The following is a 14660-nucleotide window of genomic DNA, read 5'->3' on the forward strand; positions in this document are numbered from 1 at the left end:
TCGTCTACGATGCAAAACGGCATTCGAAATAAAAACGGGGCTCGGTGAGGAGCCCCGTTTCTGCAGGTCCGGCTGAATCGCCGTCGCGGCGACGAGCGCTGCTCAGGCAAATTCAGCGGAAATGCTGTCGACCTTGCGGTCGGTGCTTGCCCGGGAAGCCACGCTAGACACTAGCGCGGCACCCCGGAGCCGGCATCAGGCAACGGTGGCTTTCACCTGGTTGACGATGGCGGCAAAGGCAGGCTTGTCATGGATAGCCATGTCCGACAGCACCTTGCGGTCCAGCTCAATCGAAGCCCGCTTCAGGCCGTTCATGAACACGCTGTAGGTCATGCCATGCTCACGCGAAGCAGCATTGATACGCGCAATCCAGAGAGCGCGGAATACGCGCTTCTTGTTGCGGCGATCGCGGTATGCGTACTGGCCAGCACGCATGACTGCCTGCTTGGCGATACGGTAGACGTTATTGCGGCGGCCGCGGAAACCCTTGGCAGCGACGATGACTTTCTTGTGGCGGGCCCGTGCAGTGACCCCACGTTTTACTCGAGGCATGTAATGCTCCTTTCGTTTTCGTTAGGGTTATGCGTAAGGCATCATTGCGCGAACGGACTTCAGGTTCGTCTCATGGACGTCCTGGGTGCCGCGCAACTGGCGCTTGTTCTTGGTGGTCTTCTTGGTCAAGATGTGACGCTTGAAGGCCTGGCCACGCTTGAACGAACCATTCGGACGCGCAGTAAAGCGCTTGGAGGCGCTTTTCTTGGTCTTCATCTTCGGCATGAAATACTCCAGCTTCTATGACATGCATGCAGGTGGCCAGCTGGCGCCGACACTTGCAAAACCCGCATCCACTTATTGTTGCGCTAAAGCCGCGTGCGGCCTCTGCGCTGCTTTCGCACGACGCCGCGCCCGGAGGGATTCCCCTCCGGGCCGCGGCGACGCGCAAAATCTTACTTCTTCTTCTTGGGAGACAGCACCATCACCATCTGGCGGCCTTCCATCTTCGGCATCTGCTCGACCTGGCCAACTTCTTCAAGGTCCGCCTTCAGGCGTTCGAGCACACGCGCGCCGATTTCCTGGTGCGCCATCTCACGGCCGCGGAAACGCAGCGTGATCTTGGTCTTGTCGCCGTCTTCGAGGAAGCGCTTCAGGTTGCGCAGCTTGACGTTGTAGTCGCCATCATCCGTACCCGGCCGGAACTTGACTTCCTTGACCTGGATGATCTTCTGCTTCAGCTTGGCGTCGTGCGCGCGCTTGGCTTCCTCGTACTTGAACTTGCCGTAATCCATGATACGGGCAACCGGCGGCACCGCTGTAGGAGCGATTTCCACCAAGTCCAAGTCCTTATCCTCAGCCAGGCGGAGCGCGTCCATGAACTTGACGATGCCGAGCTGCTCGTTATCAACCCCGACCAGGCGCAATTCGGGTGCGCTGATTTCGCGATTGATGCGATGACCTTTGTCTGTAGCGATGTTGCGTTACCTCAAGAAGACAAAAAACAAGCCGTGCTCATCCCATCAGGCTTTGCTGGCAACGTCCTGTTGCAGACGCTCCACAAACGCGGAAACGGGCATAACGCCCAGATCCACGTTGCCACGGGCACGCACGGCCACTTGACTGGCATCCCGTTCTTTGTCGCCCACTACCAGGAGGTAGGGAATCTTCTGAACGGAATGCTCGCGGATTTTATACGTAATTTTCTCGTTACGCAAATCCGCCTTAGCCCTAAATCCTTGTTTTTGCAGCAGTTGCACGACGTTTTCGGCATATTCCGCCTGCGAGTCGGCAATATTCAGCACCACGACCTGCTCCGGAGCCAGCCAGGCAGGCAGCGCGCCGGCATGGTTTTCCAGCAAGATGCCCAGGAAGCGCTCGAAAGAGCCCAGGATGGCCCGGTGCAGCATGACCGGGCGCTTGCGCGAGTTGTCTTCCGAGACGTATTCGGCATCCAGGCGCTCCGGCAGCACCAGGTCCAGCTGCAGCGTGCCGCATTGCCAAGACCGGCCGATGGCGTCCTTGATATGGTATTCTACCTTGGGGCCGTAGAAGGCGCCCTCGCCCGGCAGCTCTTCCCACTCCACGCCGCAGGCGCGCAGCGCCAGGCGCAGGCCTTCCTCGGCATGGTCCCAGACCTCTTCGGAACCGGCGCGCTGGTCAGGGCGCAGCGACAGCTTGACGGCAATGTCCTTGAAGCCGAAATCGTCGTACACGGAGAACGCCAGTTCGTTGAAGGCCTTGGCCTCCGCAACGATCTGCTCTTCCGTGCAGAAAATGTGCGCATCATCCTGCACAAAGCCGCGCACACGCATCAGGCCATGCAGCGCACCCGAGGGCTCGTTGCGATGGCAGGCGCCGAACTCGGCCAGGCGCAGCGGCAGGTCGCGGTACGAGCGCAGGCCGTGATTGAAAATCTGCACATGGCCGGGGCAGTTCATTGGCTTGATCGCGTAGTCGCGCTTCTCCGACTCCGTGACGAACATGTTCTCCTTGTAGTTCTGCCAGTGACCCGACTTCTCCCACAGCGAACGATCCATCACTTGCGGTGTGCGCACCTCTTCATAGCCAGCCTGCGTCAGGCGGCCGCGCATGTACTGCTCCACCGCCTGCCACACCTGCCAGCCCTTCGGGTGCCAGAACACCATGCCCGGCGCCTCTTCCTGCAGATGGAACAGGTCGAGCAGCTTGCCCAGCTTGCGGTGGTCGCGCTTCTCGGCCTCTTCCAGCATGTGCAGGTAGGCTTCCTGGTCTTCCTTCCTGGCCCAGGCCGTGCCGTAGATGCGCTGGAGCATCTCGTTCTTGGCGTCGCCGCGCCAGTAGGCGCCAGCCACCTTCATCAGCTTGAAGACCTTGAGCTTGCCCGTGGACGGCACGTGCGGGCCACGGCAGAGGTCGACGAACTTGCCTTCGCGGTACAGGCCGATCTCCTGGTCCTGCGGAATCGAGGCGATGATTTCGGCCTTGTACTTCTCGCCCATCGACTCGAACAGCTTCACGGCTTCATCGCGGCTCCAGACCTCGCGCGTTACCTTCTCGTCCTTCTTGGCGAGCTCGGCCATCTTCTTCTCGATGGCAACCAGGTCCTCGGGCGTGAAGGGGCGCTTGTAGGCGAAGTCGTAGTAGAAGCCGTTCTCGATCACCGGGCCGATCGTCACCTGCGCCTCGGGATACAGTTCCTTGACGGCGTAGGCCAGCAAGTGGGCCGTCGAGTGACGGATCACATCAACGCCGTCGGCATCCTTGTCCGTGACGATGGCGAGAGCTGCATCGCGCTCGATGAGGAAGCTGGTGTCGACCGTCTGACCATCCACCTTGCCCGCGAGGGCAGCCTTGGCCAGGCCTGAGCCAATGCTCTGCGCCACTTCGGCCACCGTCACCGGGCCGGGAAATTCGCGTCGGGAACCATCCGGCAGCGTGATTGCGATCATCTTGCACCTCATCAGAATTCCACCCGCCGGCGCCGTTGCGCCAGCAAGCGAATAAAAAGCATCTTGTAGCGCCGGGCTCATGCCACTTTGTCAAAAATCAGCATGGCCCCGGCAGCGGGGACTTCGCTCGGATCCACCCACGGGCGATCGAGCAGGATAGCAGGGAGCCAAGAAGCGACAGACGAAAAAAAACGCAGCCAAGGCTGCGTTGTTTTTCGATTCAACCCCAATCCACCGGGTCCGAAGGCGCACCTCGACTACTGTCGCTAATTAGCGGTAGTAGTTCGCTGTGTCTTGAACATGGCGCCTTTTCCGTTCCAGGTTATCGGGATCAACCGGACTGCTTCGGTACTGCTTGATTTACTGCTTTTACCTCTACTGCTTTAACACTTACTGCTATGCGTTGGTAGGCTCGATTGGACTCGAACCAACGACCCCCACCATGTCAAGGTGGTGCTCTAACCAGCTGAGCTACGAGCCTACGGAGAACGAAAGTATAGCATCACTTTCTTTTCGCCTGCAAGACCCCCACCACATCTTCGATCAAACCGAGTGCGCGTTGCAGTTGCGTGGCCTCCGAAACCTCGGCGGTGAACTGCATCCGCGCGACGCCTTTGCTCGATAGCGTCTTCACGCCGGTGACGTTGATCTTCTCGCGCGACAGCACTTCGGAGATGTCGCGCAGCAGCCCTTGCCGGTCGATCGCCTCCACCTGGATGTCGACCGGATACACGGCATCGCTGCGCTTGCCCCACTCGGTATGGATCACGCGCTCCGGCGCGCGCGCCGAGAGCTGCCCGAAGGTGTGGCAGGTGCGGCGATGAATGGAGACGCCGCGCCCGCGCGTGACAAAGCCGACGATCTCGTCCGGCGGTGCGGGCTTGCAGCATTTGGACATCTGCGTGAGCAGCGAATCCACGCCCACCACCAGCACGCCGCTCTTGGCGCCGCGCGCCACGCTGGTGGCGCGGCTCTTCTTGGTGACGGCCTCTTCCTCGCTCTGCACCACCGCGGCTTCGCCCTCGGGGTGCCGCAGCGCCTGCTCCACATGCCGCAGGCTGAACTCATCCTTGGCGACCGCGGCGAACAAATCGTCCGGCGTCTTGAAGCCGAGCCGCGTGGCAAGGTCATCCAGGTTGACCGCGGTCTTGCCCTCGCGCTGCAAGGTCTTGTCGATCAGCGCGCGGCCTTGCGACATGGTCTCCTGCGAGTCCAGCGCATTGAACCAGGCCCGCACCTTGGCGCGCGCCCGTGGGCTGGCCAGGTAGCCCAGTTCCGCGTTGAGCCAGTCGCGCGACGGCCCGCCCTGCTTGACGGCGATGATGTCCACCGTCTGCCCGTTCTTGAGCGGCGTGTTCAGCGGCACCATGGTGCCATCCACGCGTGCGCCGCGGCAGCGATGACCGAGGTCCGTATGCAGGTAATACGCAAAATCCACCGGCGTGGCGCCCTGCGGCAGCGCCACCACGCGTGCCTGTGGCGTCAGCACATAGATGTGGTCGTCGATGGCCGCGTGCTTGAGCTGCTCCCACGGCGATTCGTCGTGCGCCACCGAATGATCGGCGTCGTCCTTCCACGCCAGCAGCTGGCGCAGCCACGCGATCTTCTCGTCGTAGCGCTCGCTGGCGGAGAACTGGCCACTGTAGCCCTTGCTGCCCGCTTCCTTGTAGCGCCAGTGCGCGGCCACGCCGTACTCGGCGAAATGATGCATCTCCTGGGTGCGGATCTGCACCTCGAAGGCGCGCCCGTCGTCGCCGATCACCACCGTGTGCAGCGACTTGTAGCCGTTCGACTTGGGCCGGGAAATATAGTCATCGAACTCGCGCGGGATCGGCTGCCAGATATGGTGCACGATGCCCAGCACGGTGTAGCAATCCTTGATGTCCTCGACGATCACGCGAAACGCGCGCACGTCATAGAGATCGGCAAAGTCGAGCTCCTTGCCGCGCATCTTCTTCCAGATGCTGTAGATATGCTTGGGGCGCCCGCTCACCTCGGCGCGGATGTCGGCCGATGCCAGCTCGGACTGCAGCCGCGCGATGGCGCTGGCGATATAGCCTTCGCGCTCGATGCGTTTTTCGTCGAGCAGTCGCGCGATGCGCTTGTAGGTGTCAGGTTGCTCGAAGCGGAATGCCAGGTCCTCCAGCTCCCACTTCATCTGCCAGATCCCCAGCCGGTTGGCCAGCGGCGCGTAGATGTCCAGCGTTTCGCGCGCAACGCCCGGCAGCGGCTGCGCCTTGACCAGCGCCAGCCAGCGCAGCGTCTGCAGGCGCGAGGCGAGGCGCACCAGCACCACGCGGATGTCCTGCGCGAAGGCCAGCAGCATCTTGCGCAGCGCCTCCACCTGCTCCTGGCGCGCGGCGATTTCGTCCTTGGTGGTCTCGGGCGCGCCGCTGTGGCCCACCGCGATCGCGCCGATGCGCAACAACTGCCGCACGCCCTTGACGAGCCCCGCCACCTCTTCGCCGAAGAGCGGTTCGATTTCCACTTCGCTGCCAGGCACGAACGCGGCCAGCGCAAACAGGCAGGCCGCCGCGCGCGCGGCATCGTCGACGCGCAGGCCATCGAGAATGCGCAGCATGCCCTCGGCATGCGAGAGCACGGTTTCGCCGGTGGGCAGCAACGCGGCGCCGCCGCGCTCGCGCACGAACGCCACGGCGCGCTCCACCAGCCCGGCATCGGGTGTGCCGGCAATCTGCCCGGTCAGGTCAGTCGACGTCACCATCTCGCTGCCCCGGCCTCACTTGAGCGCGGCGGTGACCACCACTTCGATCAGGTATTGCGGATTGGCCAGGCGTGCCTCCACGGTGGCGCGCGGGGGCGTATTGCCCTGCACCACCCACTCGTCCCAGACCTCGTTCATGATGCCGATCTGGTCGACGTCGGTGAGGAAGATCTGGCACGAGAGAATCCGGCTCTTGTCGCTGCCGGCTTCGTTCAGCAGGCGCTCGATATGGCCCAGCACCTCGCGGGTCTGGCCACGCAGGTCCGCGGTGGGATCGACTTCCGGCACCTGGCCGGCGAGGTAGACCACGCCATTGTGGATCGCGTATTCAGACAGGCGCTTGCCCACATGGGCGCGCTTCAGTTCATTGGTACTCATGGCAATACTTTAGTCGTCGGGTAAAACATCAAAGGCATCGGATCCGGGCCGCGGCCGCATCAAGCTTCAAACCTCAGGCCGCACCCAGGAAAAACTGCTTGGCGATAGCCACTTGCGCGGGATCGATGAACGTCGGGGCATGCCCCACATCCGGCACCTCCACCGAGGTCACGTTGCGCCCGCGCGCCACCATCTCCGCCACCGTCTCGCGCGTGAGCAGGTCGGACTGCGCGCCGCGCACCACCAGCGTGGGCGCCTGGATGGCCTCGAACATCTGCCACAGCGCCACTTCGCCGGCGCTCACCTGCTCGGGCGTGGTTTCGCGGAACGGCAGCGCCATCGCCAGATCGTAATGCAAGCCCCATTCCAGGCCTTCGGCACCCTGCACCGGCTTGAGGATGGCGCCGTTGAGCTCGCGCCATTGCTCGGGCGTGTGACGGCCAAAAGACGCGCTGATGGTCTGCAGGTACGCCAGGCCTTCCTCGAAGGTCTTGAAGCGCACCGGCAGGCCCAGGTAAGCGCCGATCCGCTCCACCGCCGAGGCGGCGATGCGCGGGCCCACGTCGTTGAGCAGCAGCTTGCGCACCGGCGACTTGGGCAGCCCCGCCAGGCCCATGCCGATCAGGCCGCCCATCGAGGTGCCGAACCAGTCGAGCTGCTCGACATTGAGCCGGGCGATCAGGGTGACCATATCGGACACATACTGCGGCACCACGTAGCGGCGCGGGTCCGCGAGCCAGTCCGAGCGGCCGCGCCCGACCACGTCGGGGCACACCACGCGGTACTCGCCGCACAGGGCGGCGGCCACCGTGTCGAAGTCACGGCCGGTGCGCGTCAGGCCATGCACGCACATCAGCACCCGGGGATTGGTGGGCTCGCCCCATTCGTGATAGGCCATGCGGTGAAGGCCCGCCGGGCTGATGCACTGGACGAAGCCGAGGCGCGGACTGACTGACGACATCTGAACTCCCTGGCAAGACGGTAGCAAGAACGGCGCCGCCGGCATGGCGGCGCCCGGGTTGGGCAAAGCTGGATTGTACGCTGCAGCAGTTACAATGCCACAGCATCGGGGTTCTCGCCGCCATGCCTTTGCCGCTGGCGCGCGACGGGTCCTTCGCGCAGTCCAAATCCAACGTCCAAAACACTCCGACGAAGAGGCAAACATGCTTAAAGGCAAGACGGCACTGGTCACGGGTTCCACCAGCGGTATCGGGCTCGGCATCGCTCAGGCGCTCGCCGCCCAGGGCGCCAACATCATCGTCAACGGCTTCGGCGACTCGGACGCCGCCAAGCGCGAGATCGCGCAGGCCGGCGCGGGTATCCGCGTGGGCTATCACGGCGCGGACATGAGCAAGTCCGCCGAGATCGAGGACATGATGCGCTACGCCGACGCGGAATTCGGCGGCGCCGACATCCTGGTCAATAACGCCGGCATCCAGCACGTGGCCAATATCGAGGACTTCCCGCCCGAGCGCTGGGACGCGATCATCGCCATCAACCTGACCTCCGCCTTCCACACCACCCGCCTCGCCCTGCCCGGCATGAAGCGCAAGGACTGGGGCCGCATCATCAATATCGCCTCCGCCCACGGGCTGGTGGCCTCCGCGCAGAAATCCGCCTACGTGGCCGCCAAGCACGGCATCGTCGGCCTGACCAAGGTCACCGCGCTGGAAACCGCGCAGACCGGCGTGACCGCCAATGCGATCTGCCCGGGCTGGGTGCTGACCCCACTGGTGCAAAAGCAGGTGGAAGCGCGCGCCCAGAAGGACGGCATTCCCGTTGAGCAGGCCAAGCACGAACTGGTGATCGAGAAGCAGCCTTCCGGCCAGTTCGTCACCCCCGACGAGCTTGGCGCGCTGGCCGTGTTCCTGGCCAGCGACGCGGCCCGCCAGGTGCGCGGCGTGGCCTGGAACATGGATGGCGGCTGGGTGGCGCAATGAGCGCAATGACAGGAAAGCCACAAACCATGCAACGACGCCACTTTCTCCGTGCCCTGGCCATGGGCGCCACCGTCTCGCTGGGGCTGCGCGCCGGCGCGAGCGCCGCCGCGGCACCGCTCGCCATCGAGGTCTACAAGAGCCCGCAATGCGGCTGCTGCGAGGGCTGGGTCGAGCACCTGCGCGCGAACGGCTTTGCCGTGACCGTGCGCGACGTGGAAGACACCGGCGTCTATCGCGCCCGCTTCGGCATTCCCGAGCGCTTCGGCTCCTGCCATACCGGCCGCATCGCAGGCTATGCGGTCGAAGGCCCCGTGCCCGCTGCCGACATCAAGCGGCTGGTGGCCAGCAAGCCCAAGGCCGTGGGCCTGGCGGTGCCCGCCATGCCGGTCGGCTCGCCGGGCATGGAACAGGGCTCGCGCAAGGACCCGTTCGATGTCCTGCTGGTCCGCGCCGATGGTGGCGCATCGGTCTTCGCCAGCTACAACAAGCGCAGCACCTGAAAATGGCCAAGGCGCTCAGGCGCCGTGAATAAAAAAACCCCGCGAACGCAAGCTCGCGGGGTTTTTTACTACGGCAGCAGCGGATCAGAGCAGCGGTGCGCCCGTCTTGCTCTGGATCTCCTCGCGGCTCACGCCCGGCGCGGTCTCCACCAGCTTGAGGCCGGCTTCGGTCACGTCGATCACGCCGAGGTCCGTGATGATGCGGTTGACCACGCCCACGCCGGTCAGCGGCAACGCGCACGACGCCAGGATCTTGATGTCCTCGCTGCCGTCCTTCTTCTTGGCGGTGTGTTCCATCAGCACCACCACGCGGCCCACGCCGGCCACCAGGTCCATCGCGCCGCCCATGCCCTTGACCATCTTGCCCGGGATCATCCAGTTGGCCAGGTCGCCCTTCTCGCTGACCTGCATGGCGCCCAGGATGGCCAGGTTGATATGGCCACCGCGAATCATCCCGAAGGAATCCGCCGAGGAGAAGATCGACGAGCCCGGCAGGGTGGTCACGGTCTGCTTGCCGGCGTTGATCATGTCGGCGTCGACCTCGGCCTCGGTCGGGAACGGGCCGATGCCCAGCAGGCCGTTCTCGGATTGCAGCCACACTTCCATGCCTTGCGGGACATGGTTGGCCACCAGCGTCGGCAGGCCGATGCCCAGGTTCACATAGAAGCCATCCTGCAGCTCGCTCGCGGCGCGCGCCGCCATTTCGTCACGTGTCCATGCCATGATGTTTCTCCTTAGCCCGCGGCACGCACGGTGCGCTGCTCGATGCGTTTCTCGGGGTTGGCGTTCAGCACGATGCGCTGCACGAAGATGCCCGGAGTGTGAACCTCATCCGGATCCAGCGTGCCGGTATCGACCAGGTGCTCGACCTCGACGATGGTGACCTTGCCCGCCATCGCGCACATCGGGTTGAAGTTGCGCGCGGTGCGGCGGAACACCAGGTTGCCGGCGCGATCCGCCTTGTAGGCCTTGACCAGGGCCACGTCGGCGGTCAGCGCGCGCTCCATCACGTACTGCTGGCCATCGAACTCGCGGATTTCCTTGCCGTCGGCCACGATGGTGCCCACGCCGGTCTTGGTGAAGAAGGCCGGGATGCCCGAGCCGCCGGCGCGCAGCTTCTCGGCCAGCGTGCCCTGCGGGGTGAACTCCAGCTCCAGTTCGCCGGCCAGGTACTGGCGCTCGAACTCCTTGTTCTCGCCCACGTACGACGAAATCATCTTCTTGATCTGGCGCGTGGCGAGCAGCAGGCCCAGGCCGAAACCGTCCACGCCAGCGTTATTCGAGATGCAGGTAAGCTGCTTGGCGCCGCTGTCGCGCAGCGCGGCAATCAGCGCCTCCGGGATGCCGCACAGACCGAAACCGCCAACCGCGATCGTCTGGCCGTCGCGAACGACGCCCGCGAGCGCCTCCGCGGCGCTGGCGTAGACCTTGTTCATGTTTGCTCCTTCCTCGGTGATTTCCTGTCATTGCGCCCGCCTCCGGGTGATGCCGGCGAGTCACGCAGGGAAATTGTAACGGTACAATCGGACGGAGATCGTCCGGCTGCCAACCGTCCGACAGCATACGCAAGCGTTGCATCCCACGCCAATACGTACAATTACATAAGCAAATGCCCGCTATCGACTACCAGACCGCCTTCCAGCTCGCCCCGGTCGGCCTCGTGCTGTCGCGCGAGCGCATGATCGAGGATTGCAACGACGAGCTCTGCCGCATCTTCGGCACCACGCGGGGCGCCCTGATCGGCGAGTCGTTCCAGGTACTCTATCCCACCGCCGACGAGTTCGAACGCACGGGCGCGCGCATCGTGCCGATCATGAACGCCAAGGGCACCTATTCCGACGAGCGCATCATGAAGCGCGCCGGCGGCGACCTGTTCTGGTGCCATGTCACCGGGCGCGCGCTGGACCGCCGGCAGCCGCTGGGCGCCGGCATCTGGACTTTCGAGGACCTTTCGCAGAAGCGCCCGGTCACCGCCGAGCTGACGGCGCGCGAGCGCGACATCGCCGCGCAGCTGGTGGACGGCAAGACCAGCAAGCAGATCGGCAAGCTGCTGTCCATCAGCCCGCGCACGGTGGACATCTACCGGGCCCGGCTGATGAAGAAGTACGGGGCCCATACCTCGGTCGACCTGGTGCAGCGCCTGGTCAACCACTAGTCCGCGGACTAGGGCCACTGCCCTACTCCATCAGCGCCCGGAGCGCCGCCGGCACGGGCACCGATTTCTCGGCCTCGTAGTCGCACCAGACCACCTTGGCGCCGCCCTCGGCATACACCACGTCCGGCTGGTCGGTGCGCAGTATCTCCATGCGGGTCTCGAAGCTCGTGCGGCCCAGCTCGCCGGCAAACATCCGGCATTCGATATCCCCGGGATAGCGCAACTGCTTCAGGAAGCTCATGTGGGCGTTGATGATGACCGGCCCGCAACCGCTGGCATCCTTGCCGCCGTGGCCAAGCGACTCGAACCAGGCGATGCGCGCCTGTTCCAGGTAGCGGAAGTAGACCGTGTTGTTGACATGGCCCATGGCGTCCATGTCGCCCCACCGGATGGGCATGCGCAGAGTGAATACGGGTTTCATGGACCCGAGCCTACCACGGCGACGCCCCGTTTCCTCTCGGCGGAAACGACGGTTCCGCCGCGCCGAGCCAGGGATGTCGTCTCAGTCGTCGATCAATTGTCGATCAAGCGGGCGTGCCCGGGGAGTTCGAAGCGCATTTCGGGCGGCAGGAAGGCCACCGCGTTCGGGCGCAGGTCGATATCCGGCGCGGGGGGAAGCGGCGGGTCGCCGGCCTCGGCGCGCGGATGCAGGATGCTGCTGGCGTATGCGGCAGGGGCGGCCAGTACGGGCGCGGCGCGGGGCCGCCTGGATGGCGGCCCCGCAAGGGCAACCGCTTGCGTGCGGGGCGCCGCATGGGCGTCCGGCAACGCCACCATGCCCAGTGCGCGGCTTTCACGGACCCGCACCCGGTCCCGCGGGTCCATGATCTTGGGTTCGTCGATGGCGGACGGGGCGGTCTGCGGGCTGGCGCTTTCCGCCAGCGAGGGCGCGAAAGGCTCGGGCGGCGCGAGCGGAGCCTCCGCTGCCACGGCCGCCGGGATGTCGGCCTGCGCTTCGGCCGCTGCCGAAGCGGCCAACGGATTGGGCTTGGTCCTGGGCTCAGGGCTCGCCAGCATGACCGCGGCGAACCATGCGAGCAGCACGGCCGCAGCACCGCCGAGGGCGCCGGTGGCCATTCCCCGCTGGCGTTCGCGGCGCAATGCCTGGGCATGGACAGGCCGCCGTGGCCACGAGATGGTCCCGGATGGCCTCGCTGCGCAATGTCTTCAGCGTGTCGCGCACATCGAAACTCGTCCCCCACGGGGGCGGCACATCGAGCGTGGGAGGCGGAGATGGAGACGGGTATGGGGAACGGGACACGGGGAAACGAGACACGGCTCACCTCTGCAGCGCATGCGAGACCCGGCCGCGCCGGCCTATCCGGACGATAGCGGGTCAGCGAAAAATCATAGCGCCGCAGTCCCTGCGGAGAAATCAGACGGATCTCTTTCTGGGTACGGAAAATTCCTCAATCGGGACCTGCAAGCAAGTGCGTGACAAGGAACGGGGGCGAGCGTGGGCCATCCTGGCCGTAGGAGAAAGACCGGACAACCGGCGGCGTGGGCCGCCGGCATGGCAAAGTGACTTACTGGCGGCGGGCGGGGCGGTTGCCATCCGGCACCTGGCCGGGAACGGCGAGGCCGGAGTCCGCCAGCGACGACTCCATGCGGCGAATCTGCTGCTGCAGCTGCTCCAGGCGGATACGCGAGGCACGGCTTTCGATTTCCGCGCTCTGGACCTCGGCGCGAGACGCCTTCTGCTCCTCGGCGATGCGCTGGCGCTGTGCCTGCATCACGCGCACATCCTCATTGAGCGCATTGGCGCGCGCCTCAGTTTCCTGCAAAGCCTTGTCGAATGCCCGCTTCTGCGAAGCCAGCACCTGGCGGCGGATATCGTCGCTGGCCCAGGTTGCACTTTGCTGGGTCACCTGGCGATAAGCCTGCTCGGCCGGGCCGATCGATTCGAATCGGAACACCCGCCACAGGTTCTTCTGGTAGAACAGCGCCACGTAGCAAACCACCTGGTCGTCCGCCAGCATCAGCGTGGTGCCGTAATCGCCGTTGTAGCTGGTCCGCAGCTCACGCACCGACCGGTCGCGCAGGCGCTGCTGGAGCTCCGATACCAGTCCCAGTGACGAGGCGGAGGCCTGGGGACCGCTAGCGATGGCCGTCAGCGGCGCCGGTGCGGCGAAGGGAGGTATGGGCTCGCCCGCTGCCAGTACGCCGGAGGCGGACAAGGACAGGGCCAAGCCGATGAGGCTGGCAAGCAAGGGGGCGCGGCAGGAATGATTCAACATGGCGTTCCGGCTTGGACAGGCACGATGGTTCAAGAAAATCGGGGTGCGCCATGCGACACCCGGACTGGGCGATGATGCGCTTCGCGCACCCCGCCGATCGCGGATTGTAACAAGCTTGCCCGCCTCAGGCCGCTTTTTGTAACAATTGCCAGCATGACGGTGCCATTCCCGCAACACCCCCGGGCGGTGGGGGAGCATTGACGCCGCCCCCAGCGCTCCGGCCCCGGCTCAGCGCTTGGCGATGGAGGCTTCCGCCTTGCTCACCAGCTCCACGCCGATCTGCTTCTTCCACTTCTCATAGACCTTGCCGGTAGCCTTGCGGAAGGCGTCGTGCTCGGCCGGCGTCAGTTGCGAAACCTTGACGCCATGGGCTTCCATGTCCTTCCAGCCCGGCGCGCCCGCCTCCACCAGGCCCTTGCGGGCCAGTGCCGTTTCCTGCTTGCCGGCGTCGATGGCAGCTTGCTTGACGATCTCGCGGTCGGCCGGGGTCCAGCTTTCCCAGATCTGCTTGTTGACCACGAAGATCAGCGGGTCGGCCACGTAGCCCCAGGTGGTCACGTACTTCTGGCCCACCGTGTAGAGCTTGGCGGCTGCGAACACCGATTGCGGATTTTCCTGGCCATCCACCGCGCCCGAGGCCATGGCCGGCTGCGCGTCGGCCCAGCTCATCTGGGTCGGGTTGGCGCCGAGCGCATTGAAGGTCTCGATATACAGCGGCGAGCCCACCACACGCAGCTTCATGCCCTTCAAATCTTCCGGCTTGCGGATTTCGCGCTTGGAGTTGGAGACTTCGCGAAAGCCGTTCTCGCCCCAGGCCAGCGGCACCACGCCGGACTTGTCCAGGGTCGCGAAGATCGACTTGCCGACTTCGCCTTGCGTAAGCGCATCCAGTGCCTTGTAGTCGGGCATCAGGAACGGCAGCGAGAACAGGTTCAGTTCCTTGACCTGCGGCGACCAGTTGATGGTCGAGCCGACCGCCATGTCAATCACGCCCTGGCGGATCGCCGAGAACTCGCGGGTCTGGTCGCCGGCCACCAGCGAGGTGCCCGGGTACAGCTTGATGTTGATGCGGCCGCTGGTGCGCTGGCGCACCAGGTCAGCCCAGATCTCGCCGCCTTTACCCCACGGGAAGGCCGGGCCGAGCACCAGCGACATCTTGTATTCGGCTTTGTAGCTCTGCGCCATGGCGCCAGCGGGCGCGAGGGCGGCAGCGGCGATGGTGGCTGCCAGCGACAGCATCAAGGCACGACGTTTCATGCGTTCTCTCCTCTCAGGATCTGTTGTGTGTTTCTTATGGGCAACG

16 protein-coding genes and 1 tRNA gene are annotated in these 14660 nt (G+C 64.8%); 3 read left to right on the forward strand and 14 right to left on the reverse strand.

Annotated features, from left to right (window positions below):
• Positions 1 to 195: 195 nt before the first annotated feature.
• The 8 genes from rplT to ACGLHR_RS10670 all read right to left on the reverse strand — a co-directional run bounded on the left by rplT (position 196) and on the right by ACGLHR_RS10670 (position 7486).
• Positions 196 to 552, reverse strand: a complete 357-nt coding sequence (rplT, locus tag ACGLHR_RS10635) for a 50S ribosomal protein L20 (protein ID WP_006163216.1) — start codon at positions 550 to 552, stop codon at positions 196 to 198.
• Positions 553 to 579: 27 nt separating this feature from the next.
• Positions 580 to 777, reverse strand: a complete 198-nt coding sequence (gene rpmI / locus ACGLHR_RS10640; protein WP_006575466.1) for a 50S ribosomal protein L35 — start codon at positions 775 to 777, stop codon at positions 580 to 582.
• A 170-nt stretch (positions 778 to 947) separates the two neighbouring features.
• Entirely contained in the window at positions 948 to 1469 is a 522-nt protein-coding gene (infC, locus tag ACGLHR_RS10645; RefSeq protein WP_081488948.1) for a translation initiation factor IF-3, read from the reverse strand.
• Positions 1470 to 1514: 45 nt separating this feature from the next.
• Positions 1515 to 3422, reverse strand: coding sequence for a threonine--tRNA ligase (gene thrS / locus ACGLHR_RS10650; protein WP_400093704.1), 1908 nt, complete (start codon positions 3420 to 3422; stop codon positions 1515 to 1517).
• Positions 3423 to 3826: 404 nt separating this feature from the next.
• A tRNA-Val gene (locus tag ACGLHR_RS10655) sits at positions 3827 to 3903 on the reverse strand.
• A gap of 21 nt (positions 3904 to 3924) precedes the next feature.
• Complete coding sequence (locus tag ACGLHR_RS10660) at positions 3925 to 6147, reverse strand: RelA/SpoT family protein (RefSeq protein ID WP_400093705.1); 2223 nt, start codon at positions 6145 to 6147, stop codon at positions 3925 to 3927.
• Between the two features lie 15 nt (positions 6148 to 6162).
• Positions 6163 to 6525 (reverse strand): RidA family protein, encoded by a 363-nt coding sequence (locus ACGLHR_RS10665; RefSeq protein ID WP_400093706.1) that lies wholly within the window; start codon positions 6523 to 6525, stop codon positions 6163 to 6165.
• A gap of 73 nt (positions 6526 to 6598) precedes the next feature.
• Positions 6599 to 7486, reverse strand: a complete 888-nt coding sequence (locus ACGLHR_RS10670) for an alpha/beta hydrolase (protein WP_318235659.1) — start codon at positions 7484 to 7486, stop codon at positions 6599 to 6601.
• Positions 7487 to 7688: 202 nt separating this feature from the next.
• On the opposite strand from ACGLHR_RS10670, the gene ACGLHR_RS10675 reads away from it, so the two are divergent.
• Both ACGLHR_RS10675 and ACGLHR_RS10680 read left to right on the forward strand, forming a co-directional pair.
• Positions 7689 to 8465 carry a 3-hydroxybutyrate dehydrogenase gene (locus ACGLHR_RS10675; protein ID WP_318235658.1) on the forward strand — a complete coding sequence of 259 codons (777 nt, stop codon included), beginning with the start codon at positions 7689 to 7691 and terminating at the stop codon, positions 8463 to 8465.
• Positions 8466 to 8491: 26 nt separating this feature from the next.
• Positions 8492 to 8965 (forward strand): DUF411 domain-containing protein, encoded by a 474-nt coding sequence (locus ACGLHR_RS10680; protein ID WP_400093708.1) that lies wholly within the window; start codon positions 8492 to 8494, stop codon positions 8963 to 8965.
• Positions 8966 to 9049: 84 nt separating this feature from the next.
• On the opposite strand, the gene ACGLHR_RS10685 is transcribed toward ACGLHR_RS10680, so the two are convergent.
• Positions 9050 to 9688, reverse strand: coding sequence for a CoA transferase subunit B (locus ACGLHR_RS10685; RefSeq protein WP_267606185.1), 639 nt, complete (start codon positions 9686 to 9688; stop codon positions 9050 to 9052).
• Between the two features lie 11 nt (positions 9689 to 9699).
• Complete coding sequence (locus ACGLHR_RS10690; RefSeq protein WP_043345022.1) at positions 9700 to 10401, reverse strand: CoA transferase subunit A; 702 nt, start codon at positions 10399 to 10401, stop codon at positions 9700 to 9702.
• A 173-nt stretch (positions 10402 to 10574) separates the two neighbouring features.
• On the opposite strand from ACGLHR_RS10690, the gene ACGLHR_RS10695 reads away from it, so the two are divergent.
• A complete protein-coding gene (locus tag ACGLHR_RS10695) occupies positions 10575 to 11120 on the forward strand; it encodes a LuxR C-terminal-related transcriptional regulator (RefSeq protein WP_400093709.1) in 546 nt (181 codons plus the stop codon).
• A gap of 22 nt (positions 11121 to 11142) precedes the next feature.
• On the opposite strand, the gene ACGLHR_RS10700 is transcribed toward ACGLHR_RS10695, so the two are convergent.
• The 4 genes from ACGLHR_RS10700 to ACGLHR_RS10715 all read right to left on the reverse strand — a co-directional run bounded on the left by ACGLHR_RS10700 (position 11143) and on the right by ACGLHR_RS10715 (position 14614).
• Positions 11143 to 11541 carry a thioesterase family protein gene (locus tag ACGLHR_RS10700; protein WP_267606183.1) on the reverse strand — a complete coding sequence of 133 codons (399 nt, stop codon included), beginning with the start codon at positions 11539 to 11541 and terminating at the stop codon, positions 11143 to 11145.
• A gap of 92 nt (positions 11542 to 11633) precedes the next feature.
• On the reverse strand, positions 11634 to 12197 hold the full coding sequence (locus ACGLHR_RS10705; protein WP_400093710.1) for a hypothetical protein: 564 nt from the start codon (positions 12195 to 12197) through the stop codon (positions 11634 to 11636).
• 449 nt (positions 12198 to 12646) lie between these two features.
• Positions 12647 to 13357, reverse strand: coding sequence for a DUF2968 domain-containing protein (locus ACGLHR_RS10710; RefSeq protein WP_400093712.1), 711 nt, complete (start codon positions 13355 to 13357; stop codon positions 12647 to 12649).
• Between the two features lie 228 nt (positions 13358 to 13585).
• Positions 13586 to 14614 carry a DctP family TRAP transporter solute-binding subunit gene (locus ACGLHR_RS10715; protein WP_318235654.1) on the reverse strand — a complete coding sequence of 343 codons (1029 nt, stop codon included), beginning with the start codon at positions 14612 to 14614 and terminating at the stop codon, positions 13586 to 13588.
• Positions 14615 to 14660 lie beyond the last annotated feature (46 nt).

It is taken from the genome of Cupriavidus sp. CuC1, from assembly GCF_044627735.1.
Classification (GTDB): domain Bacteria; phylum Pseudomonadota; class Gammaproteobacteria; order Burkholderiales; family Burkholderiaceae; genus Cupriavidus; species Cupriavidus ulmosensis.